General features: G+C 71.3%; 21 protein-coding genes and 1 tRNA gene. 12 read left to right on the forward strand and 10 right to left on the reverse strand.

All coding sequences use genetic code 11. From position 1 onward, the window contains the following. The first annotated feature begins 71 nt into the window (after window positions 1-71). Window positions 72-560: a hypothetical protein gene (locus tag DEIGR_RS05560; RefSeq protein WP_058975990.1), complete on the forward strand. Its 489-nt coding sequence runs from the start codon at window positions 72-74 to the stop codon at window positions 558-560. A gap of 3 nt (window positions 561-563) precedes the next feature. Here DEIGR_RS05560 and DEIGR_RS05565 read toward each other — a convergent pair whose 3' ends face one another. Together DEIGR_RS05565 and DEIGR_RS05570 are read right to left on the reverse strand one after the other, a co-directional pair. After that, window positions 564-1,337, reverse strand: a complete 774-nt coding sequence (locus DEIGR_RS05565; RefSeq protein WP_058975991.1) for a methyltransferase domain-containing protein — start codon at window positions 1,335-1,337, stop codon at window positions 564-566. A 348-nt stretch (window positions 1,338-1,685) separates the two neighbouring features. Next, entirely contained in the window at window positions 1,686-2,318 is a 633-nt protein-coding gene (locus tag DEIGR_RS05570; protein ID WP_058975993.1) for a Rad52/Rad22 family DNA repair protein, read from the reverse strand. A gap of 247 nt (window positions 2,319-2,565) precedes the next feature. Here DEIGR_RS05570 and hisB point away from each other — a divergent pair, with 247 nt between their 5' ends. Together hisB and hisH are read left to right on the forward strand one after the other, a co-directional pair. Beyond that, the gene (gene hisB, locus DEIGR_RS05575) at window positions 2,566-3,153 is read left to right on the forward strand and encodes an imidazoleglycerol-phosphate dehydratase HisB (protein ID WP_058975995.1); all 588 of its coding nucleotides are present in this window, start codon (window positions 2,566-2,568) and stop codon (window positions 3,151-3,153) included. Between the two features lie 133 nt (window positions 3,154-3,286). Continuing rightward, on the forward strand, window positions 3,287-3,931 hold the full coding sequence (gene hisH, locus DEIGR_RS05580) for an imidazole glycerol phosphate synthase subunit HisH (RefSeq protein WP_058975997.1): 645 nt from the start codon (window positions 3,287-3,289) through the stop codon (window positions 3,929-3,931). A gap of 356 nt (window positions 3,932-4,287) precedes the next feature. On the opposite strand, the gene DEIGR_RS05585 is transcribed toward hisH, so the two are convergent. Together DEIGR_RS05585 and mnmD are read right to left on the reverse strand one after the other, a co-directional pair. Then, a complete protein-coding gene (locus tag DEIGR_RS05585) occupies window positions 4,288-5,256 on the reverse strand; it encodes an NAD(P)/FAD-dependent oxidoreductase (protein WP_236704666.1) in 969 nt (322 codons plus the stop codon). Continuing rightward, window positions 5,253-5,981 (reverse strand): tRNA (5-methylaminomethyl-2-thiouridine)(34)-methyltransferase MnmD, encoded by a 729-nt coding sequence (gene mnmD / locus DEIGR_RS05590; RefSeq protein ID WP_058976001.1) that lies wholly within the window; start codon window positions 5,979-5,981, stop codon window positions 5,253-5,255. Before mnmD ends, DEIGR_RS05585 begins: the two co-directional genes overlap by 4 nt. Before the next feature lie 154 nt (window positions 5,982-6,135). Here mnmD and DEIGR_RS05595 point away from each other — a divergent pair, with 154 nt between their 5' ends. Continuing rightward, window positions 6,136-8,148: an elongation factor G gene (locus tag DEIGR_RS05595; protein ID WP_058976003.1), complete on the forward strand. Its 2,013-nt coding sequence runs from the start codon at window positions 6,136-6,138 to the stop codon at window positions 8,146-8,148. 70 nt (window positions 8,149-8,218) lie between these two features. Here the strand turns inward: DEIGR_RS05595 and DEIGR_RS05600 are convergent, their stop codons facing one another. Both DEIGR_RS05600 and DEIGR_RS05605 read right to left on the reverse strand, forming a co-directional pair. Continuing rightward, the gene (locus DEIGR_RS05600; RefSeq protein ID WP_153013645.1) at window positions 8,219-8,758 is read right to left on the reverse strand and encodes a hypothetical protein; all 540 of its coding nucleotides are present in this window, start codon (window positions 8,756-8,758) and stop codon (window positions 8,219-8,221) included. Window positions 8,759-9,243: 485 nt separating this feature from the next. Continuing rightward, window positions 9,244-9,909 (reverse strand): hypothetical protein, encoded by a 666-nt coding sequence (locus DEIGR_RS05605; RefSeq protein WP_058976007.1) that lies wholly within the window; start codon window positions 9,907-9,909, stop codon window positions 9,244-9,246. A 71-nt stretch (window positions 9,910-9,980) separates the two neighbouring features. On the opposite strand from DEIGR_RS05605, the gene DEIGR_RS05610 reads away from it, so the two are divergent. From DEIGR_RS05610 to DEIGR_RS05625, 4 genes are all read left to right on the forward strand, one after another. Beyond that, window positions 9,981-10,997 (forward strand): threonine aldolase family protein, encoded by a 1,017-nt coding sequence (locus DEIGR_RS05610; protein WP_058976009.1) that lies wholly within the window; start codon window positions 9,981-9,983, stop codon window positions 10,995-10,997. A gap of 130 nt (window positions 10,998-11,127) precedes the next feature. After that, complete coding sequence (locus DEIGR_RS05615) at window positions 11,128-12,090, forward strand: CPBP family intramembrane glutamic endopeptidase (protein WP_058976011.1); 963 nt, start codon at window positions 11,128-11,130, stop codon at window positions 12,088-12,090. Continuing rightward, a complete protein-coding gene (locus DEIGR_RS05620; RefSeq protein WP_058976013.1) occupies window positions 12,087-12,491 on the forward strand; it encodes a YkvA family protein in 405 nt (134 codons plus the stop codon). The genes DEIGR_RS05615 and DEIGR_RS05620 overlap by 4 nt, the downstream gene beginning before the upstream one ends. 212 nt (window positions 12,492-12,703) lie before the next feature. Continuing rightward, a complete protein-coding gene (locus tag DEIGR_RS05625; RefSeq protein ID WP_153013646.1) occupies window positions 12,704-13,405 on the forward strand; it encodes a hypothetical protein in 702 nt (233 codons plus the stop codon). Window positions 13,406-13,454: 49 nt separating this feature from the next. Here DEIGR_RS05625 and DEIGR_RS05630 read toward each other — a convergent pair whose 3' ends face one another. Together DEIGR_RS05630 and DEIGR_RS05635 are read right to left on the reverse strand one after the other, a co-directional pair. Then, window positions 13,455-13,958 carry a DUF456 domain-containing protein gene (locus DEIGR_RS05630; RefSeq protein ID WP_058978547.1) on the reverse strand — a complete coding sequence of 168 codons (504 nt, stop codon included), beginning with the start codon at window positions 13,956-13,958 and terminating at the stop codon, window positions 13,455-13,457. Window positions 13,959-14,055: 97 nt separating this feature from the next. Further along, window positions 14,056-14,132 (reverse strand) — tRNA-Met (locus DEIGR_RS05635). 149 nt (window positions 14,133-14,281) lie between these two features. On the opposite strand from DEIGR_RS05635, the gene fni reads away from it, so the two are divergent. The 3 genes from fni to DEIGR_RS05650 all read left to right on the forward strand — a co-directional run bounded on the left by fni (window position 14,282) and on the right by DEIGR_RS05650 (window position 17,189). Next, complete coding sequence (fni, locus tag DEIGR_RS05640; protein WP_058976017.1) at window positions 14,282-15,292, forward strand: type 2 isopentenyl-diphosphate Delta-isomerase; 1,011 nt, start codon at window positions 14,282-14,284, stop codon at window positions 15,290-15,292. Window positions 15,293-15,375: 83 nt separating this feature from the next. Beyond that, window positions 15,376-16,266 (forward strand): NAD-dependent epimerase/dehydratase family protein, encoded by an 891-nt coding sequence (locus DEIGR_RS05645; RefSeq protein WP_058976019.1) that lies wholly within the window; start codon window positions 15,376-15,378, stop codon window positions 16,264-16,266. Further along, window positions 16,263-17,189: an MJ1477/TM1410 family putative glycoside hydrolase gene (locus DEIGR_RS05650; RefSeq protein ID WP_236704667.1), complete on the forward strand. Its 927-nt coding sequence runs from the start codon at window positions 16,263-16,265 to the stop codon at window positions 17,187-17,189. The genes DEIGR_RS05645 and DEIGR_RS05650 overlap by 4 nt, the downstream gene beginning before the upstream one ends. Before the next feature lie 181 nt (window positions 17,190-17,370). Here DEIGR_RS05650 and ychF read toward each other — a convergent pair whose 3' ends face one another. Next, window positions 17,371-18,468 carry a redox-regulated ATPase YchF gene (ychF, locus tag DEIGR_RS05655; protein ID WP_058976023.1) on the reverse strand — a complete coding sequence of 366 codons (1,098 nt, stop codon included), beginning with the start codon at window positions 18,466-18,468 and terminating at the stop codon, window positions 17,371-17,373. A gap of 112 nt (window positions 18,469-18,580) precedes the next feature. On the opposite strand from ychF, the gene DEIGR_RS05660 reads away from it, so the two are divergent. Beyond that, a complete protein-coding gene (locus DEIGR_RS05660) occupies window positions 18,581-18,880 on the forward strand; it encodes a hypothetical protein (RefSeq protein WP_058976025.1) in 300 nt (99 codons plus the stop codon). A gap of 228 nt (window positions 18,881-19,108) precedes the next feature. Here DEIGR_RS05660 and DEIGR_RS05665 read toward each other — a convergent pair whose 3' ends face one another. Further along, entirely contained in the window at window positions 19,109-19,480 is a 372-nt protein-coding gene (locus DEIGR_RS05665; RefSeq protein WP_058976027.1) for an SH3 domain-containing protein, read from the reverse strand. Between the last annotated feature and the right edge of the window lie 66 nt (window positions 19,481-19,546).

A 19,546-nucleotide genomic window follows, 5' to 3' on the forward strand; every position in this document is an offset into this window, starting at 1 on the left:
GGGGTGTCCTGCCCCCGACGCGCCCCCACCTGAGGCAACGCCCGGCGAGGCGCGCTGCCATGCTGCCCCTCATGCGCCGCGCCGTTCTCACCTTTGCCCTGAGCCTGCTCACCCTGACCGGAGCGTCCCAGGCCGCCGACTGCTCGAAGGCGGTCTGGAGCGTCGCCTCGGGGCAGTCGGGGCAGACGCCCCTGATGGACACGAACGTGATGGGCGAGATGGTCATGCGCATCTGGGCATTACCGCCGGGTGTGCCAGTCAAAACGCTGTCGTTCATCTACATGCCGAAACGGAGCACCAATCACTGGGCCCTGACACTGCTCGAACCCAGGGGGCAGCCGGGTGAATTCTTCGGCGTTCGTACCCTCAATTTCATCAGGACAGTGAAAAAGGACGGTCAGACAGTCCAGCTGTACACGCTCGGGGACGGCATGTTCAAGGGCCTGTACCTGATGGACGGTCAGGTCAAGAACAGATCGGGAAAGTTCATGCACATCCTGATGCTGCTCACCCCGCAGATGGTGCAAGAGGAACTCGACCCTGCCATGTTCGTGAAGTGACGTTCAGGCGGGGCGGCGTGCGGTGAACAGCGTGCGGGTGAAAGCGTAGTACACGCGCTCGCCGGGGTAGGCGGCGTGGAGGCGTTCGCGGTAGGCGGTCAGGAAGCGCTGCTGCCCGTGGTCGGTCAGGTGGCTGAGGTACGGGACGAGGGCGGTGCCTTTCGTCCAGTCGATCAGGCCGTCCGCGCCGTTCAGTACGACCGGGTAGACCTTGCTCAGGGCAGTGATGTCCACGCCGCCCAGTTCGTCGAGCAGTTCCGCGTAGCGGGCGGGGGGCAGGACCGGGGACGCGCCGTGCGCGGTGCCGAAGCGGGCGTACCCGCCCAGTTCGTCCTGGAAGTCCAGGGCAGTGTCGGTCAGGAGGCGGTGGCTGGGGTGGTCGTGGTTGGCGGGGACCTGCGCGGCCAGCACACCGCCGGGGTGCAGGTGCGTCCACAGGTGCGCGAGCAGCGTGGGGTGGTCCGGCACCCAGTGCAGCGAGGCGTTTGCGTGGATCAGGTCGTACGTGTCGTCCAGGCGGCCCAGGTCGCCCTGCCGGAAGCGGAGGTTGGGGGCCTGCTGCGCCTGCGCCCGCTCCAGCATCTCGGCGCTCTGGTCGAGGCCGGTGACCTGCGCCTGCGGGAAGCGCCGCGCGAGCGTCAGGGTGTGTTCGCCCGTGCCGCAGCCCAGGTCGATGACGCTGGCGTACGCCTGATCGGGAATCAGGGCGTGCAGGTCGCGGACGGGGGCGCTGCGGGCTTCGCGGAAGAGGTGGTACTGGTCGGGGTTCCACGTCATGCGCTCAGCGTAGGCGGGGCACTGGGTTATGTGTGCGTACCTCAGTGGTGACAGAGGGCGAGGCGTGACTGAATAGCCCGCCCGGCGTCAGGTGCGCGGGCGGGTGAGATCCGGTGAAGTTACAGCAGGCGGGCGAGGGTGCCGCCCAGCAGCATCAGCAGCAGCACGCTGAGGATCGCGGTCAGCAGACGACCGGGCTGCGCGTGGGCGGGCTCGTCCCGGTCGCGGCGGATCATAAGACCTCCGGTGGGACGGTGTGCGCATGCCGGTCCACCAGGGCGGATGCCGGACGTGCAGTGGGCAGATCGGTGTGGTCCCGATCTGTCCACGAAGCAGACGGCATTCGTGTCACGCGGCCCGTCCGGGGTGCTGCGGGGTGGGGTGCTGGGGCGTGGGCTGCGGCGGGGCGGGGTGGAGGCTGCCCAGCGCGGCCTTCAGGTGCTTGTACACCTCGCGTTGCAGGTCCAGATCCTCGGGCAGTTCGTAGCGCAGCTGCTCCATGGCTTGCATCAGGTGCGCGCCGCCGGGTGTGCGTTCGTGGTCCGGGCGGGCCCAGTCGGGCAGTTCGGGCGTCTGCGTGGGCGCGCGCTTGGCGTCGTCCCAGTCGGCCCAGGTCCTGGGCAGGTCGTACAGGTACCGGCCGATCCCGAAGTGTACCGCGCAGCGTTTCAGGGCGTCCGAGGAGGCGGCCTTCAGGGTGCCCAGGTCGCCCTCGGGGGCCTCGCCGATGTCCTCGCGGGTGACGCCCAGGACGGTCAGTCGGCCCTTCACGGTGGGCTGGCGGGTGCCGGGGATGACCTCGATCTCGAAGCTCCACCCATCCGGGCAGATGGCGTCCAGGCGGTCCTGCACCGCGCGGGCGTCGATGTGCGCGAGCATCAGCGCGCGGCTGCGGTCCCGACTGAAGGCGGCTGGTTTCCACGCCACCATGTGAGCGGGAAACGGGGCCTGAAGTCGTTTCTGAACATCGCTCAGTTTCATGCGTTTAGTTTATAACAGAATGGAATTACGGTCAAGACAGAATGACCCGCCGGTCGGAGGCAGGAGCGAATCGGCAGGCAAGCCCATCCGGCGCGGCTCTGAGCACTGAGTTGGGAGCTCTGGGCGCTGAGAGGGAGTGCCACCTCCCCACGGGCCACTTCCTATTCCCCACTTCCCGCGTACCGAACCCCCCTTCCATCGACAAGGCCACACACCTCCCCCCCCCTCGTCCCCTAGCATGCTGGGCATGAGCCGCACGGCCACCGTCACCCGAACCACCAGCGAAACGGACATCACCGTCCAGCTCGACCTCGACACCAGCAGCTACGAGCACCCCCAGACCGGGCACGGCTTCCTGGACCACATGCTCGACGCGCTGGCCCGCCACGCCCGCATCGGCCTGACCGTCCGCGCGACCGGCGACCTGCACATCGAACCGCACCACCTGATCGAGGACACCGGCATCACCCTCGGTCAGGCACTCACGCAGGCCCTCGGGGACCGCAAGGGCATCGAACGGTACGGCAGTGCCTTCGTGCCCATGGACGAAACGCTGGCGCACGTGGTGCTGGACCTGTCGGGCCGCGCGCACCTCGCCTTCGAACCCGAGACGCTGAACGTGTGGGGCGACGCGGGCGGCATGACCCACTACCACCTGCGGGAATTCCTGCGCGGCCTGTGCAACCACGCGGGCATCACCCTGCACGTCCGCCTCCTCGCGGGCCGCGAGGCGCACCACGTCATCGAGGCCATCGTGAAAGCCGTCGCGCGCGCCCTGCGGGACGCCGTGCAGGTCACCTCCCAGACCATGCCCAGCACCAAGGGCAGCCTGTGAGAAGGATGCCGTCTGTTCCGTTCACAACCCGGAAATGCGCCGGGTTGCTCACGCCACGCCCGGCACACTTCCTTCTCCTTCTCGCATCCGCTCGGGTTGAACGGTTTGAGCAAACCATTCAACCGGAGGTCTTATGACCGCCCCCTCCACCGACCGCCCCGAGGTCCTGCTGCTCGACTACGGCGCCGGGAACGTCCGCAGCGCCGCCAAGGCCCTCGAACGCGCGGGCATGACCGTCCGCGTCAGCAGCGACCCCGCCGATGTCCCCGGCGCCCGCGCGCTGGTCGTGCCCGGGCAGGGACACTTCCGACAGGTCATGGACGCCTTCGACACCAGCGGCTTCCGCCAGCCCGTCCTCGACGCCGCGCGGGGCGGCACGCCCATCCTGGGCATCTGCGTCGGCATGCAGATGCTCCTGGAAGGCAGCGAGGAAGCGCCCGGCGTGCAGGGCCTCGGCCTGATCCCCGGCACCGTCCTGCGCTTCCAGGGTGACGCGCAGCGCAAAGTGCCGCAGATGGGCTGGAACAGCCTCGACAAGGTCGGCGACAGCCCCCTGCTGAACGACCTCGCGTGCCCCGCGTACGCCTACTTCGTACACTCCTACTACGTCCCGCTGACCGTGGACGTGGACGCAGGCGCCATCACCGAGTACGGCGTGCCGTTCTGGGCCGCGTTCAGCCACGGCAACCTGCACGCCACGCAGTTCCACCCGGAAAAGAGCGGCGCGGTGGGCCTCGCCATCCTCGAACGGTTCCGCCGCAACGTCCTGGAGAACTGACGGCAGCGTTCAGAGGTCTTGGGAACCCCCTCCAAGACCTCTGAATCGAGCGGAGCGAGCCTCTGAGAAGGACAGGGGGTAAACGTGGAGCCCTGGGGCGTGCTCCTGGCCCCTCATACGGGATTCAAGTGATTCCACATCATTCGGAGTCGCCCGGTGGCCCCCTCACCCTTCCGTCGCTTCGCGCCTCCCTCCCTCTCCCACAGGGGGAGAGGGGAAAACGGAATGTGTTCAATTCGGAAGCAAGTCAATTTAATCCCGTATCAACGGAACTGGAAACCGCTGTGAGCGGGAGCTGCAAACCCACTGAGGGGAACGGCGCAATCTATCCACCGGCTCCCCTCGGGCCCTGAGCGTCAGCCGGGCCGGGCCGCGCTCATCAGGTCGCTGGCCAGTTCTGCGGCCAGCAGGGGTCCGAGCAGGAAGCCCTTGCTGCTCAGGCCGGTCAGGCGCCACGTGCCGCCCTCCTGAGGTCCGGCGTTCAGGCCGGAGAGGCGCGTGCCGGTCCAGTGCCCGGTGACGCGCGCGCCGCGCAGGTCGGTGAGGGCCGCGCCCTTGCCGAGCAGCCACCCCAGCGAGGCCAGCGGCAGCCCGTTCGGGGTCCAGTGGGCAGTGGGGGTCTCGAAGGTCGCGCCGAGCACCCCGCCGCGTGCGTCCGGGGCGAGGTACGCGCCGAAGCTGAGCGGCACGCGCGTCACGGCCCGGTCGAGGGTCAGGAGGGTGCCGCGCCGGTGCGTGGCGGCCTCGCCGCGCCACGTGACGCCGACCGAGCCGCCGCAGAACACCACGGCCTCCCCGCTCAGGGTCTCGCCGCCTGCCAGGGTGACCGTGCGGGCCGTCCAGTCCTGCGCGCGTCCGGTGACGACCTGCGCGCCGGACGCCTGCACGAGCGCGCGGGTGAAGGCCGGGCCGTCCACCCATCCGCCGTCCGGGAGGTGCAGGACGTGCCCCCAGCCGGGCGCCAGGCGTTCCGGCGCGTCTGCCGGGCTCAGCCACGCGTGATTCAGCGCGGCGGGGAGGTTCCGTTCGAAGCGGGCGCGGGCGCGGTCGTCCGGGATGGGCCGCAGCACGCCCGACTGCGCGTGCGGGACCGCGAATCCCGCCGCCCCGAGGTCGCGCAGGAGCGTCCACGTGAAGCGCATGCCGTCCAGCGCGCGGGCGTCCACGCCGCCCGACTGGCCGCGCACCGGGTTGATCAGGGCGCTGGGCACGTCGCTCGCGCGGTGCGCGCCCGCATCCACGACCGTCACCTGGGCGCCCGCGCGGGCCAGGAAATAGGCGACCGATGCCCCCGCGATGCCCGCCCCGATCACGATGACGTTCAAGGTGTGCCTTCCTCCACTCCCCACTCCCCACTGCCCACTTCCCGCACCGCGCGCAGGCACTCGCGTTTGCCGGGCGCGCCGGGTCGGCGCTCCACGCGCAGCCCGGCGGCCTCCAGCGAGCGGCGCACGTGCCCGGCGGCGCTGTACGTGCCCAGCACACCCCCCGGCGCCAGAGTGCGGGCCAGCCGCGCCGTGAACTCCGGCGTCCACACGTCCGGATTGCGGCTGGGCGAGAAGCCGTCCAGGTACAGCGCCGTCGCCCAGCTTTCGGGCAGGTTGGCGGTCAGGACGTCCGCGAACGTGACGCGCAGGGTCGCGCCGCCCGCCGTGACCTCCACCTCACCGCCGCCGCCCGCTTCGGGCCAGGCGTCCAGCAGCGCCCGCCACGCGGGGTGATCCTCGGCCGCCCCGCCGCGCGCCACGTCGCGCAGCAGTTCACGGGGCGCCGGGTCGAACTCGAACGCGTGGTACTCCAGCGGAACGCCGCGCGCCGCGCAGCGGGCCAGGGTCGCGCGGGCGTTCACGCCCACCCCGAACCCCACCTCCAGCACGCGCGGGGCGGGGTGCTCGTGCGTGCCGGTGCCCTCCACGAACACATGGCGCGCCTGCGACGCCGCGCCGTGCCGCGACCCGTACGCCTCGCCGAACCGGGCGTTCAGGGCGGTACGTGACCCGTCCGGCGTGACCAGCACGTCACCCTGCGCCTCAGCGGAACCCTCACTCATGGGGCGCAGGATACCCGGCGGCGCGGCAGGGGAGGCCGGGGGTGGCCCGCTGACCGGGTGTACACTGGCCGCACCACACTCCCTGTTGCCCGCGTGCGTTCGCCGGTCGCTGCTGCCCGTCCCGGGGTCTCCGGGGAAGGAATGGTGATCTTTCGTGCCTCACCGCATCGTGAGTCTGGCCGCGCACAGCGGCACCGGAAAGACGACACTGGCCGAGGCCCTGCTGCACCGCAGCGGGGTCATTTCGCGCATGGGCCGCGTGGAGGACGGCACGACCCGCAGCGACCACACGGACGCGGAGAAGGCGCACGGGTTCTCGATCCAGACCGGGGTGCTGCGCCTGACGCACGAGGGCACGGACGTGACGGTGCTGGACACGCCGGGCTTCGCGGATTTCGTGCGGGAGATCCGGGGCGGCATCCGCGCGGCGGACAGCGTGCTCGTGCTCGTCAGCGCGGTGGGCGGCGTGGAGGTCGGCACCGAGCGCGCCTGGGCGACCGCCGACCGTTTCGGCATGCCGCGCGTGGTGGTCGTGAACAGGATGGACCGTGAGCGGGCAGACTTCTTCACCGTCCTTGCGGACGTGCGGGCCAGCCTGAAGGGGCCGGTCGCGGCGGCGTGCCTGCCGGTGGGCGAGGGACCGGACTTCCGGGGCGTGGTGAACGTCCTCACCGGCGAGGTCAGCCCCCCACAGGAGCTGCCCCCCACCCTGACCGGCGCGCTGCGCGAGGCGCGGGACGCGCTGCTGGACGCCATCGTCGAGACGGATGACGACCTGATGGGCCGCTACCTGGAGGGCGAACCCATCGGGGACGACGAACTGGAGGCCGCGTACCTGCGGGCGGTCCACGCGGGCACCCTCTACCCGGTGCTGCCCGTCAGTGCCGTGACCGGCGTGGGCCTGGACGCGCTGCTGCACCTGATGGTGCGGGGGCTGCGCAGCGCCCGCGAGCGCGGCCCGCTGACCGGCGTGGATGGCCAGACCCGCGAACCCACCCCGGACGCCCCCCTGAGCGCGCGGGTGTGGCGGGTGTCCATTGACCCGTTCGTGGGTAAGGTCGCGTACGTCCGCGTGTGGAGCGGCACGCTGCGCCCCGGCGACACGCTGCGCAACACCTCGCAGGACCTGGACGTGCGCCCCATGCACCTGTACGTCCCGAACGGCAAGGACCTCACCGAGGTGCCCGAACTGCCCGCCGGGAGCATCGGCGTCCTGACGAAACTCCCGGACCTGCACGCCGGGGACACCCTGGCCGACCCGGCCCAGCCCATCACGTACGACCCGCTGTGGCTGCCGGACCCCGTGCACACCGTCGCCATTCACCCCGCCACCCGCCAGGACGAGGACAAGCTCGGCGCGGCCCTCGCCAAGCTGCGTGAGGAGGACTCCACCCTCCACTACGCCCGCGAACCCCAGACCGGCGAGCAGCTGCTGTCCGGCATGGGCGACATGCACCTGGGCATCGCCGTGGAGAAACTGGCCGCGCAGGGCGTCACCGTGACCACCACCCCGCCCCGCATCCCGTACCGCGAGACCATCCACGCGCCCGCCGAGGCGCAGGGCAAACACCGGAAACAGAGCGGCGGGCACGGCCAGTACGGCGACTGCCGCATCCGCATCGAACCCGGCGAAGGCTTCGCGTTCCGGTCCGCCGTGGTGGGCGGCGCCATCCCCGGCAAATACATCCCCAGCATCGAGAAAGGCGTTCAGGACGCCATGCAACGCGGCGCCCTGGCCGGGTACCCCATGCAGGACGTGCACGTCACCGTCCTCGACGGCAGCTACCACGACGTGGACAGCAGCGACATCGCCTTCCGCACCGCCGGCAGCCTCGCCCTGAAAAACGCCGTCACGGGCGCCCGCCCCGGCCTCCTCGAACCCGTCATGCAACTGCGCGTCCGCGCCCCGGCCTCCTTCACCGGGGACCTCATCAGCGACCTGCAGACCCGCCGCGCCCGCGTGCAGGGCATGGACCCCGAAGGGACCGTCATCACCGTCACCGCCCTCGTCCCCCAGGCCGAACTCCAGACGTACAGCGCCGACCTGCGCTCCCTGACCGGCGACCGCGGCGCGTTCAGCATCAAACCCCACGGGTACCAGGCGGTCCCGGAACCCCTCGCCAGAAAAATCATCGAGGCGCGGCAGGGGGAACTGGCCGGGGCGTGACCGCGACTCAGGTGTGCTGCGAAAAACCCCTCAACACACCTGAAAACCGTTATGACACCGTCAGCGCCACTCAGCGGGTCAGGAGACTCAGGTTGACGTTCATCGTCGTGCCGGGCGTCACGACCCCGTCCGACACGCGCAGCCCGATGAACAGGTTGCTCAGCAGCCCCTGCTTCAAACGCGGGTGCGCCCACGGCCCGAAGGACTGGACCGCCGTGCCGACAGGCGCGCGGCCCAGGAACCCCGCGTCTTCGCCCGCCGCCGGACATGTCCAGCCGGGCGTGCCCGGCAGGGGGGTGCAGCCATCCACGGTCGTGCGCGCGTACCAGTCCACCGTCAGGTCCGGTCCGGCGCTGAGCGAGGCCCGCCCGCCCAGTTTCAGTTCCGGCAGGAGAGACCCCGCCTCGGGCGGCAGGCTGCTGGTCGGCTGCGCGCGGAAGTACACGACGCGCGCCGCGTCGCCCACCGTCTCGACCGGCAGGGTCGCCTCGGTCAGCGGTAGTTCCGCCGGCAGGAGTCGGGACGCCACGTCTGCCAGATGCCCACACGAGGACAGACCGGTCAGCAGCAGGGACGCGGCAACGAAACGGACAGCAGACAGGGTACGCATGGCAGAACCTCCACAGGGTTCCGGTCAGGCAGCGGGCGTCGCCAGCGGCACCCCCTGACCTGGGCGCACGTGGCCGGACCGGACCGCCGACGCACAATCTGCGTGGCGTGACCGTCACCGGCCCCCAGGGTGCCCCTATCCCCGTGACCGCCCCGTGACCCACCCGTGACCACGTTCAGCAGATGTCACAGCGGTTTCCAGTTCCATTGAAGGGCCAACACCACGCCCTTCAACTCCACTTCCAACCGCCGGTGTTGTCAGGTGCTCGCTCCGCTCGTTCAGGAGATTGAAGGTGCCCTTCAATACTCCTGAATTCTGCTGTCACATGGATCGAAGGAATAGCTCAAGACCTCTGGATCGAGCGGACTCGAAGAGTTGCGCCGCAGAGCGAGTACTTGAACACGACAGCGGTTGGCAGTGGAACCCTGGGGCGTGCTGTTGGGCCCGGGCTGGAACTGGAACCGCGGTGACTGACCCGTGGCCGTTCAGGGGCCCATGCGCGGGAGGGTTTCCCGGATGACGCGGCCACTGCGGAAGGTGGTGACCTGATCGCCCCGGCCCGGCGCGCCGATGACCGTCCAGGTGGGCGCGCGCAGCAGGGTTTCCACGTCGGTGAAGGGTTCGTCGGGCGGGCCGCGCAGCCACAGGAGTTGCGTGGCGCTCAGGCCGACGCTGGAGTCCCGGGGATGGCCGACGAGGCGTTGCACGCTGACGGGCGGGGGCGTGAAGCTCAGCGTCCGGTTCAGGTGAGCCTCGTCCACGAAAGCGACACGGAACGTCGTGCAGGACTTCACCTCCAGTCCCTGCCACCAGCGGGCGACGGGGCCGCTGCCGACGCTGCTCGACATCCACCGGACCGGGCCGCGCGGTTCCAGCGTCAGGATGATCGCCTGCGGCACGGACTGGGCGGGGCGGTGGCCGTCCACGCCGATCTCCACGAGGCGCGGGCCGGTCTGCTCGACCTGCGTGACCCGGACCGGGGTGCTCAGCGGCACGGCGTATTCGATGGTGCCGTTCCCCCGGACGCAGCGCAGCGGGCCGCCGCCGTACACCCAGGCGTCCCGCCCGGCCAGCCGCGCCAGTTCCGGCGGGAGCGTCGGGGGCGGGGTGTGGCAGGCGACCAGCAGGAGCAGGGCAGGCCAGGGGCGCATCGTCCAGGCATACCACCTCGTGTCCTGGGGCGCGTCCCACTTCGGGTGCGGCGCGGCGTAGCATCCGGGGCATGACTGCGTCCCGCCCGATTGCCGATCTGCGTTCCGATACCGTCACCACCCCCACGCCCGCCATGCGCGAGGCGATGGCGCAGGCGCCGGTGGGCGACGACGTGTACGGCGAGGACCCGACCGTGAACGAGTTGCAGGCGGAGGTGGCGCGCCTGACCGGGCACGAGGCGGGGCTGTTCATGCCGTCGGGCACGATGACGAATCAGGTGGCGATCGCGCTGCACACCCGCCGGGGCGAGGAGGTCATCTGCGCGGAGGGCTCGCACATCTACGAGTGGGAACTGGGCATGATGGCGACGTTCAGTGGCGTGGTGCCGCGCTTCGTGCCGGCGCCGCTGGGCGTACCCGCCCCGGAGGACGTGCGCGCCGCGATCCGCCGCAGCATCCACCAGTCCCCGAGCGGGTTGATCAGTCTGGAGAACACGCACAACAAGGCGGGCGGGACGGTGATCCCGCTGGACGTGCTGGCGGGTATCCGCGCGGTGGCGACCGAGGAGGGTCTGCCGCTGCACCTGGACGGTGCGCGCGTGGTGAACGCGGCGGTGGCGCTGGGGGTGCCGCTGCGGGACGTGACGGGGATGTTCGACACGGTCAGCGTGTGCCTCAGCAAGGGCCTGGGGGCGCCGGTGGGCAGCGTGCTCGTCGGCAGCGCGGCCCAGATGCGGCAGGCGCACCGCTACCGCAAAATGATGGGCGGCGGCATGCGGCAGGCGGGCGTGCTGGCCGCGGCGGCGCTGGTGGCCCTGCGGGAGGGACCCGCGCGGCTGGCGGAGGATCACCGCCGCACCCGTGAACTGGCCCACGCCCTTGTCAACGCGGGTTTCGACGTGAACCTGAGTGCCGTGCAGACGAACATCATCTACGCCACCGTGCCCGACGCCGCCGCGCACGCGGCCCGCTGGAGTGAGGGGGGCGTCCTGTGCAACGCGCTCGGGCCGGACAGCGTCCGCTTCGTGCTGCACCATCAGGTGGACGACGAGGCCCTGGCGGGCGCGATCCGAGTCCTGACGGCGTAAGCGGGGCGGGTGGCGGGGCGCGGTGTGGGCTCGACACGGGGGCGTGGTTCGCGGACACGCTGTTCCCACTCCCCACCTCTCAACTTTCCGTTGACGCGCTGTGCGGGGTGGGCGCGGTAGGCTCGGGGGCATGACCGTTCCAGAGCCTGTCGCGCCCAGTGTGCCGCCCGTTCCGCCTGCCGAACCTGCCGGGGTGCGGGCGGTCAGTGGGAACCGCGCGGCGCTGACGCTGCTGCTGGTGCAGAACGTGGTGTCGGCGGTGCTGATGGGGGTGGGGGCGCCGCTGGGGCTGGCGCTGCTGGGGGCGTTCGCGGTGGTGGTCCTCGTGGCGTTCACGGCGTTCCGGGACACCATGAGTGCGCTGCTGCGGGATTCGCGCTGGCGGACGCCGCCCGCGTGGGGCGTGGCGCTGGCGGCGTTCGCGCTGGCGTTCCTGGCGTCGCGGGCGTTCGTGCTGGCGTTCGTGACATTGGTGCCGTCGTCCGCGAACGCGGTGCCGCAGTTCCTGAGTCAGGGGGCGGACGTGTGGGTGCTGCTGCTCGCGGCGGGCCTCCTGATTCCCTTCGCCGAGGAGGTCGCGTTCCGGGGCCTGTTGATGCGCGGGCACGAGCGGGCGGCGGGCTTCATGGTCGCGGCGGTCACGAGCACGCTGGTGTTCTCGCTGGCGCACGGCGTTCCGGCCAGCGTGGTGGGCATCATTCCGCTGGCGTACGTGCTGGCGAGGGTGGTGCAGCACACGGGCAGCCTGTGGAACGGCGTGATCGTGCACGCGCTGAACAACACCATCGCGGTGGGGCTGGGCACCCTGCTCGCCGGTCGCCTTCCGTCCGATCCGGAGCGGGCGACCGAACTGCTGTCGAACCCGGCCCTGAAGGTGCCGCTGGCGGTCGGTGCGGCGCTGTTCGGGACGGTGGTGCTGGTCGTGCTGCACCTGTGGCTGACCCCGAAGGCGGACCCGCAGGAACGCAGCGCGCCCGGCCCCTGGCTGAGCGGCGCGTTCGTGATCATGCTGCTGTTCGGCCTGAGTGCGGGGGCGCTGACCCTGCCAGGCGTGGCGCAGTGGCTCACGGACCTGCGCGGCGCACTGCGATGACCGACCCGGCCCGCGCTGGCCTGTGGGCGCGGCTGCGGGCGTTCGCGCGGCACCTGAAGGCGGAACTGCTCGCCCTGAGCCTCGCGGCGCGCGACCCGCGCACGCCCTGGTACGCGCGGGCGTGGGCGCTGCTGGTCCTCGCGTACGCGCTGAGCCCCATCGACCTGATCCCGGACTTCATCCCGGTGCTGGGGCAGCTGGACGACCTGCTGCTCGTCCCGGCGGGGCTGTGGGTGGCGCTGCGATTGATCCCGCCCGGGGTGCTCGCGGACGCCCGGCGGGAGGCGGCGGCGCACCCGGCGAAACTGGCCCGCAGCGCGGTGGGCGCGGCGCTGATCGTGCTGGTGTACGCCGCGCTGGTCGTGCTGGCGTGGGCGTGGTGGCGCGCCCGCAGCGGCTGATACGGACTCCGGTTGAAAGGTTTGCAAAAACGTTCAACCCGAGCGGAGCGAGCAGGAGAAACACGGGTTCCGGGCGTGGAGTTCACAACCCGGTGATGTTCCGGGTTGTGAACGAAACAGACGGAATCCGTACGACAGGCGGGGTCTGACGGGCGGACCGGCAGGGCATCCGACTCCGGTTCCCGTCCCGGTGAGCGGGTAGCATGCTCCGGATGGCCCGTTCCCGCCCGACCGCCCCTCCCGCCCCTGTTCCCGAGGCGCCGCTGCCCGCCTCGATCCTGGCCGGGCCGCGCCTGTTCGCCCGCGCGCTGGCGCCGACCGAGCCGCTCGCGTGGCGGTACCTGGGTGTGGTGGCGGTCGCGGCGGTGCTGTCCGGCGGGGCGTACGCGGCGCTGGTGCGCCCGGCGGTGAATCTCGCGGCCGAGGTGGCGGGCGGCGCGTCCCCGCTCGCGTCGCACGCGCTGAACGTGATCGGCGGGGCGTTCCTGTCGATGTTCACGTTCGGGCTGATGTGGGGCCTGGGTCTGCTGGGTGCGGGCCGCGCGGGTCGCCCGGCGGAGGTGTTCGGCACGACCTTCGCGCTGCTGCCGCCCCTGTACGTGCTCGTGATCGTCCTGAGCTTCCTGATCCCCGACGGGGCGTGGCGCCCGGCGGCGGACGCGCTGGCGGCGGTGGGGAAGGACCCGAACGCGGCGCAGCGGCTGGGGCTGGCGGGCCTGAAGACGACCTCGGCGGCGTTCCTGCTGCTCGTGGTCACGCTGGTGGCGCCGCTGGTGCAGTCCGGGCTGGCGTTCGTGGCGTTCCGGGAACTGACGGGCCGCTCGGGCCGCGCGGCGCTGGGCGCGCTGCTGCCACTGCTGCCCGCGTTGACGGTGGGGTTCATCGCGCTGGCGCCCGTGCTCCTGGCCCGCTGAACGCGAACCGCCCCGCAGTGAGGCGGGGCGGGGAAGAGGCCGGGTGCGGTCAGAACACGCTCTTGGCGGGGTCCCACAGGCGCCACAGTTCGTACAGGCCGATCAGGAGGTGCAGGACGACCTTCGCGGCGATCCCGGCGAGCAGGCCGATCAGGGTGCCCCAGGCGCTGCGCAGCGCGTCCATGGGTGCCTTGCGCACGATCAGCAGTTCGGCGATCAGGGCCCCGGCCAGTGGCCCCACGATCAGGCCGAACGGAATGACCGGCAGGATGCCCACGATCCCGCCGATGATGGCGCCCCACACGGCCTGTTTGCTGCCGCCGTACTTGCGGGCGCCCCAGGCGGAGGCGACGTTGTCGATCATGCCGATCAGGACCGTGATGACCCCGAAGGTGATCAGGAACGGCAGGTCCGGCCAGGGCTGGAAGCCGTCGACCAGGGTGGCGGCGACGCTGCCGATGAAGATGATGGCGGTGGCGGGCAGGGCGGGCACGAAGGTGCCGATCATGCCGATCACCCACGCGACGAGGAAGATCAGGAACGCGAGACTCACGCGCCCCAGTACGCCACACGCGGCGCGTTCGTTCCCGGGGCGGCCGTCCCGCGTGGTGGGCACAACAGAAGAAACCCCCTACCGAAGTGGGGGTGTTTGGTTGCAGGGACAGGATTTGAACCTGCGACCTCCGGGTTATGAGCCCGACGAGCTACCAGACTGCTCTACCCTGCGTTACTCTGGTTCTTCTGTTCGCTCTTTCTTCGCGTTGCCGCGTTCAGTGCTCAGGAATAGTATCTCCCGTTTCCGGATCTGTCAACACCTGTGCGCTCGGCGTGCCGCGCGACAGTCCCGCACGCCGGGCGCCGGGTACGCTGGGCGGCGTGAGCGTGCCCGAACCGACCGCCATCCAGACCCGCAAACTGCGGCACATCGAGGCGTGCCTGCGGCCTGACAGTCAGTACGCGCGGCAGACGACTGGGCTGGAGGACGTGCCGTGGCCGTACCGGGCGCTGCCCGAGCGCAACCTGGAGGACGTGGACCCGAGCGTGACCTTCCTGGGCCGCCCGCTGGCCGCGCCGGTCCTGATCGGCGCGATGACCGGCGGGGCCGAGGCGGCGGGTCGCATCAACCGCAACCTCGCGCTGGCGGCGCAGCGGTTGGGGATCGGGATGATGCTGGGCTCGCAGCGCGTGATGCTGGAACGCCCGGAGGCCGCCGCGTCCTTTCAGGTGCGGGACGTCGCGCCGGACATCCTGCTCGTGGGAAATCTGGGCGGCGCGCAGTTCCTGCTCGGCTACGGTCCCGAACAGGCCCGGCGCGCGGTGCAGGAGGTCGGGGCGGACGCGCTGGCCATCCACGTCAACCCGCTTCAGGAGGCGCTGCAACCGGGCGGCGATACGCACTGGGCGGGGCTGCGTGACCGCCTGGCCGAGGTGATCCCGGACCTGGACTTCCCGGTGATCCTCAAGGAGGTCGGGCACGGACTGGACGCCGCGTCGGCGGCGCTGGCGGCCCCGCTGGGGTTCGCGGCGCTGGACGTGGCGGGCGCGGGCGGCACGAGCTGGGCGCGGGTGGAGCAGCTCGTGCATCACGGGGAGGTCCGCACGCCGGACCTGTGCGACCTGGGCGTGCCGACCGCGCAGGCGCTGCGGGACGCGCGACTGGCCGCGCCGGGCGTGCCGCTGATCGCGTCGGGCGGCATCCGCACCGGCCTGGACGCCGCGCGCGCCCTGTGCCTGGGGGCCGGGGTGGTCGCGGTGGCCCGCCCGCTGCTGGAACCCGCCCTGCACAGTGCCGACGCGGCCGAGGCGTGGCTGGCGAACTTCATCCACGAGCTGCGGGTGGCGCTGTTCGTGGGGGGGTACGCGGCCCTGGACGACCTGCGCTGCTGAGCGGGGCGGGGCCGGGCAGGCGAGGTGGTGTATGATTTTTCACACCCCCGCCCGGCCCGCCTCTCCCAGTTCGGAGGTTGTGCATGACCGAATCCCCCGCCCCCCGCACCGCCCTCCTGATCGGAGCGAGCGGCTTCCTGGGCCGTCACGTCGCGGCGCAACTGCGCGCCGAGGGCTGGACCGTCCGTGCGGCGTCCGGCGCGGCGCTGACGGACGCCCCGGAGTCCACCTGGCACGATCTCACGCGCGGCGCGCACGCCATCGTGAACGCGGCGGGCCTCACCGCCGGGACGCTCCCGGACCTGACCCGCGCGAACGTGCTGCTTGTCGCGCAGGCGCTGGGGGCCGCCGCACGCGCCGGACTGCCCCTGGTGCACCTGTCCTCCGCCGCCGAGTACGGCCGCACCCCACACGAGCACGCCAGCCGCGAGGACGACCCCGCCCGGCCCCTCAGCCCGTACGGGGCGAGCAAACTGGCGGGCACCGCCCTGATCGAGGAGGCCGTGCGGTCCGGGCGGGTGCAGGCGGCCGCGCTGCGCCTCACGAACCCGCTGGGCGCCGGGCTGGGCGAGGGAACCCTGCCGGGCCGCGCCGCCGCCACCCTGCGCGCCGCGCGGGCCGCCGGGCAGCGCAGCGTGCGCTTCGGGCCGCTGGGCGCGTACCGGGACTTCGTGGCCGCCCGCGACGTCGCCCGCGCCGTCACCCATACCCTGACAGCTCTCCCGCAGGGGGCGCTGGGCGGCGCCGTGAACGTCGGCAGCGGCGAGGCCCGGCCTGTGCGTGACATCGTGACCGGCCTCGCCACGCAGCTCGACTACGACGGCGAAATACTGGAGGACGCCCCCGGCAGCCCCCGCAGCGGCGACGTGCCGTGGCAGCAGGCCAGCCTGGAGCGCCTGCACGCCAGCGGCTTCCAGTTGCGCCACACCTTCGCGGACGCCCTGCGCGCCCTCCTCGGCCCGGTGACCGCATGAGACAGGCCCGCATGGCCCGCGCCCCCTGGCCCGCGCTGCTGCTGCTGGCCGCCTGCGCCTCCCCGCCCGCACAGGCCGGACAGGACCCGCCCGCCACCCCGCCTCCCACCCCGCTGCCCAGCCCGGCCCCACGCGCGCTCAAGGACGCCCGCACCTGGGGCTACCAGCTCACCGGGTACGGCGCGGACCGCCTAACCCGCGTGGCGGCCTCCACGTTCGACGTGATCGTCGTGGACACCCTGGACGACGACGCCCGCCCCTGGCCCGCCCCGGAGGTCGCGCAGGCCGCCCGCACGCACGTCCTGCTGGGCTACCTGAGCGTCGGCGCGGCCGAGGCGTACCGCCCGTACTGGCAGCCCGACTGGCGCCCCGGCACCCCCGCGTGGCTCCTGGCGGAACAGCCCGACTGGCCCGGCAACTACGACGTGGCCTACTGGGACGCCGACTGGCAGGCGCTGACGCTGCGGGAACTGGACCGCGTGATCGACCAGGGCTTCCACGGCGCGTACCTGGACCTGATCGACGCCTATGAACAGCACCCGGACCGCCCGGCCGCCCGCGCCGAGATGATCGACTGGGTGTGCCGCCTCGCCACGCACGCCCGCGCCCGCCGCGCCGGGTTCCTGATCGTCCCGCAGAACGCCGCCGAACTCATCCGCGACCCCCGCTACGCCCCCTGCGTGGACGCCCTGGGCAGCGAGGAAACCTACGTGTACGCCATGAACCGGCCTACCGAGGCCGCCCGCCGCGACGCCCTGCTCGCCGACTACGCCCTGTGGAAGGCCGCCGGGAAACCCGTCTTTACCGTGGACTACGCCGACCAGCCCGACCTGACCACCCGCACGTACGCCCAGGCCCGCGCCCAGGGCCTCATCCCCTACGTCACCGTCCGCGAAGCCGACCGCCTCACCCCAGGACAGTAACAGGAGAGGACCGGAGGTTCGATCTCCGGCACCCCTCTACCCAGCCTGAAAGCGGATCCCGTCTGTTGCGTCGCCAGATCGGAACACCACCGATCTGCCCACTCCACGCCCGGAACCCGCCCGACTCCTGCTCGCATCCGCTCGGGTGAAACGGGCCTCGCAGACCGCTCCACCGGAGGGTTTACATGTTGTGCAGCACGTTCATGATGTCGCCGTCCTTCATGACGTACTCCTTGCCTTCGGTCCGAACCCAGCCCTTGCTCTTGGCGTTCGCCCAGCCGCCGGCCTCGACCATCTTGTCCCACTCGATGACCTCGGCGCGGATGAAGCCGCGTTCCAGGTCGCTGTGGATCTCACCGGCGGCCTCCGGGGCCTTCTCGCCGCGGCGGATCGTCCAGGCACGCACTTCCTTCTCGCCGCTCGTGATGAACGTGATCAGGCCCAGCGTGTCGTACCCGACCGTGACCAGCTGATCCAGGCCGCTCTCCTGCACGCCCAGTTCCTCCAGGAACGCGCGGGCCTCGTCCTCGGGCATCTCGGCCAGTTCACCCTCGATCTGCGCGCTGATCTTCACGACCTGCGCGCCCTCGGCGGCGGCGTACTCGCGCACCCGCTGCACGTACTCGTTGTCCTCGGTCAGGTTGTCCTCGCCGACGTTCGCGACGTAGATCACGGGTTTGGTGGTGATCAGCCCGAACTCCTTGGGGATGGGCGCGTCGTACGTCCCGGCGCGGGCGGGTTTGCCCTCGGACAGCACGGCGATGATCTGCTCGGCCAGTTCCGCCTGCTCCTTGGCGTCCTTGTCGTTCCCTTTGGCTTTCTTCTGGAGGTTCTGGAGGCGTTTTTCCAGGCCGCCCAGGTCCGCGAGGATCAGTTCGGTGTTGATCGTCTCGATGTCGTCGATGGGGTCCACGCGGCCCGCGACGTGAATGACGTTCCCGTCCTCGAAGCAGCGGACGACGTGCGCGATGGCGTCCACCTCGCGGATGTTCGCCAGGAACTGGTTTCCCAGGCCCTCGCCCTTGCTGGCACCCTTCACGAGGCCCGCGATGTCCACGAACTCCACGAACGTCGGGATGATCGGCGGGACGCGCTCACCCTTCGTGAACACGCGGCTCAGCGCGGCGAGACGCTCGTCCGGGACGGTCACGCGACCCACGTTCGGCTCGATCGTCGCGAACGGGTAGTTCGCCGCGAGCGCCCCGGCGCGCGTGATGGCGTTGAACAGCGTGCTTTTGCCCACGTTGGGCAGACCGACGATACCAATAGCAAGACCCATACAGACTCCTTCCACGCGCCACTTGGCACGGTGCGGCAACCCTGACAGTGTACAGGGCCGCGCCCGCAACGGCACCGGACAGACAGGGGTCAGAACCCCGTATCACCTGATCTTGGTCCCTGAACGGGAGGAGATTCTGGGCACCTTCACGTCGCCCGAACGCGCCGCGTACCTGTCGGGTCTGGACCGCACCCTCGCGTATCTCCGTGAGCTGTTCGCGGACCATCCTGATCGGATCGAGTTCGGGATCATCAGTCTGCTGTCCAGTACCCCGGAGCGGCCCTCTCCCGTGGGCGGGTACGACGTCATCGGGATCGTCACGGTGCCGGGTTGGTTGACGACCGATTTCCGGGGGCAGGCCGTCGGCGTGGAGGATTTCCCGGAGCCCGAGCTGAGCGCCCTGTTCCAGTAACCGGCGCGCTGATGGACAGCAGAACACCCCGGCCGGAGCGGGGGTGTGGGTGGGTGGAGTAGGTTGCACGGTCCGCCAGAGGTCCGGGGTCAGTGCCGCGCCGGGCGTCATTGGAGCAGGTGCAACGCGCCCAGTGTCCTCGCGACGCGGCGCGCGGTTTGTAGCGCTCCCGGCAGTGTGGGACGCATCTGAACGGTCCCTCAAGTCCAGATGCCGCCCGGATGACCGTCAGCGGCCCAGCAGGGGGCGGTCCATCGGTTCGCACGCGACGCCGTTGCGGTTGGGGTCGCGGCTGGTGTGGTACGCGGCCTCGGTGCGGCGCAGGTCCTTCAGGCCCAGCGGGACGAGGCGGCGGCAGTCGCCGGTGGTGTTCACGGCGGCCCGCAGGATCCACCCGCGCGTCGCGCCGAACTGCACGTCGCACCACAGGGCGTAGCAGCGGTTCAGGTTCAGGGCCGTGCGGGCGTTCAGGGTGCGGACCGGCGCGCTGGTCTGGTTGGGCACCGGGTACAGTTTCGTGACGGGCATCACCCAGGCGGGCGTGGCGTGGGCCGCGCCGCACAGGAGCAGCGGCAGCAGGGGGCGGATCAGGCGGTGCATGCGGTGCGGTCAGTGTACCCACAAACGCGGACGCCTCCCTTCACCCGGTAGGGGGGGAGGCGTGGC

Origin of the sequence: Deinococcus grandis, assembly GCF_001485435.1 — a bacterium.
Taxonomy (GTDB): Bacteria; Deinococcota; Deinococci; order Deinococcales; family Deinococcaceae; genus Deinococcus; species Deinococcus grandis.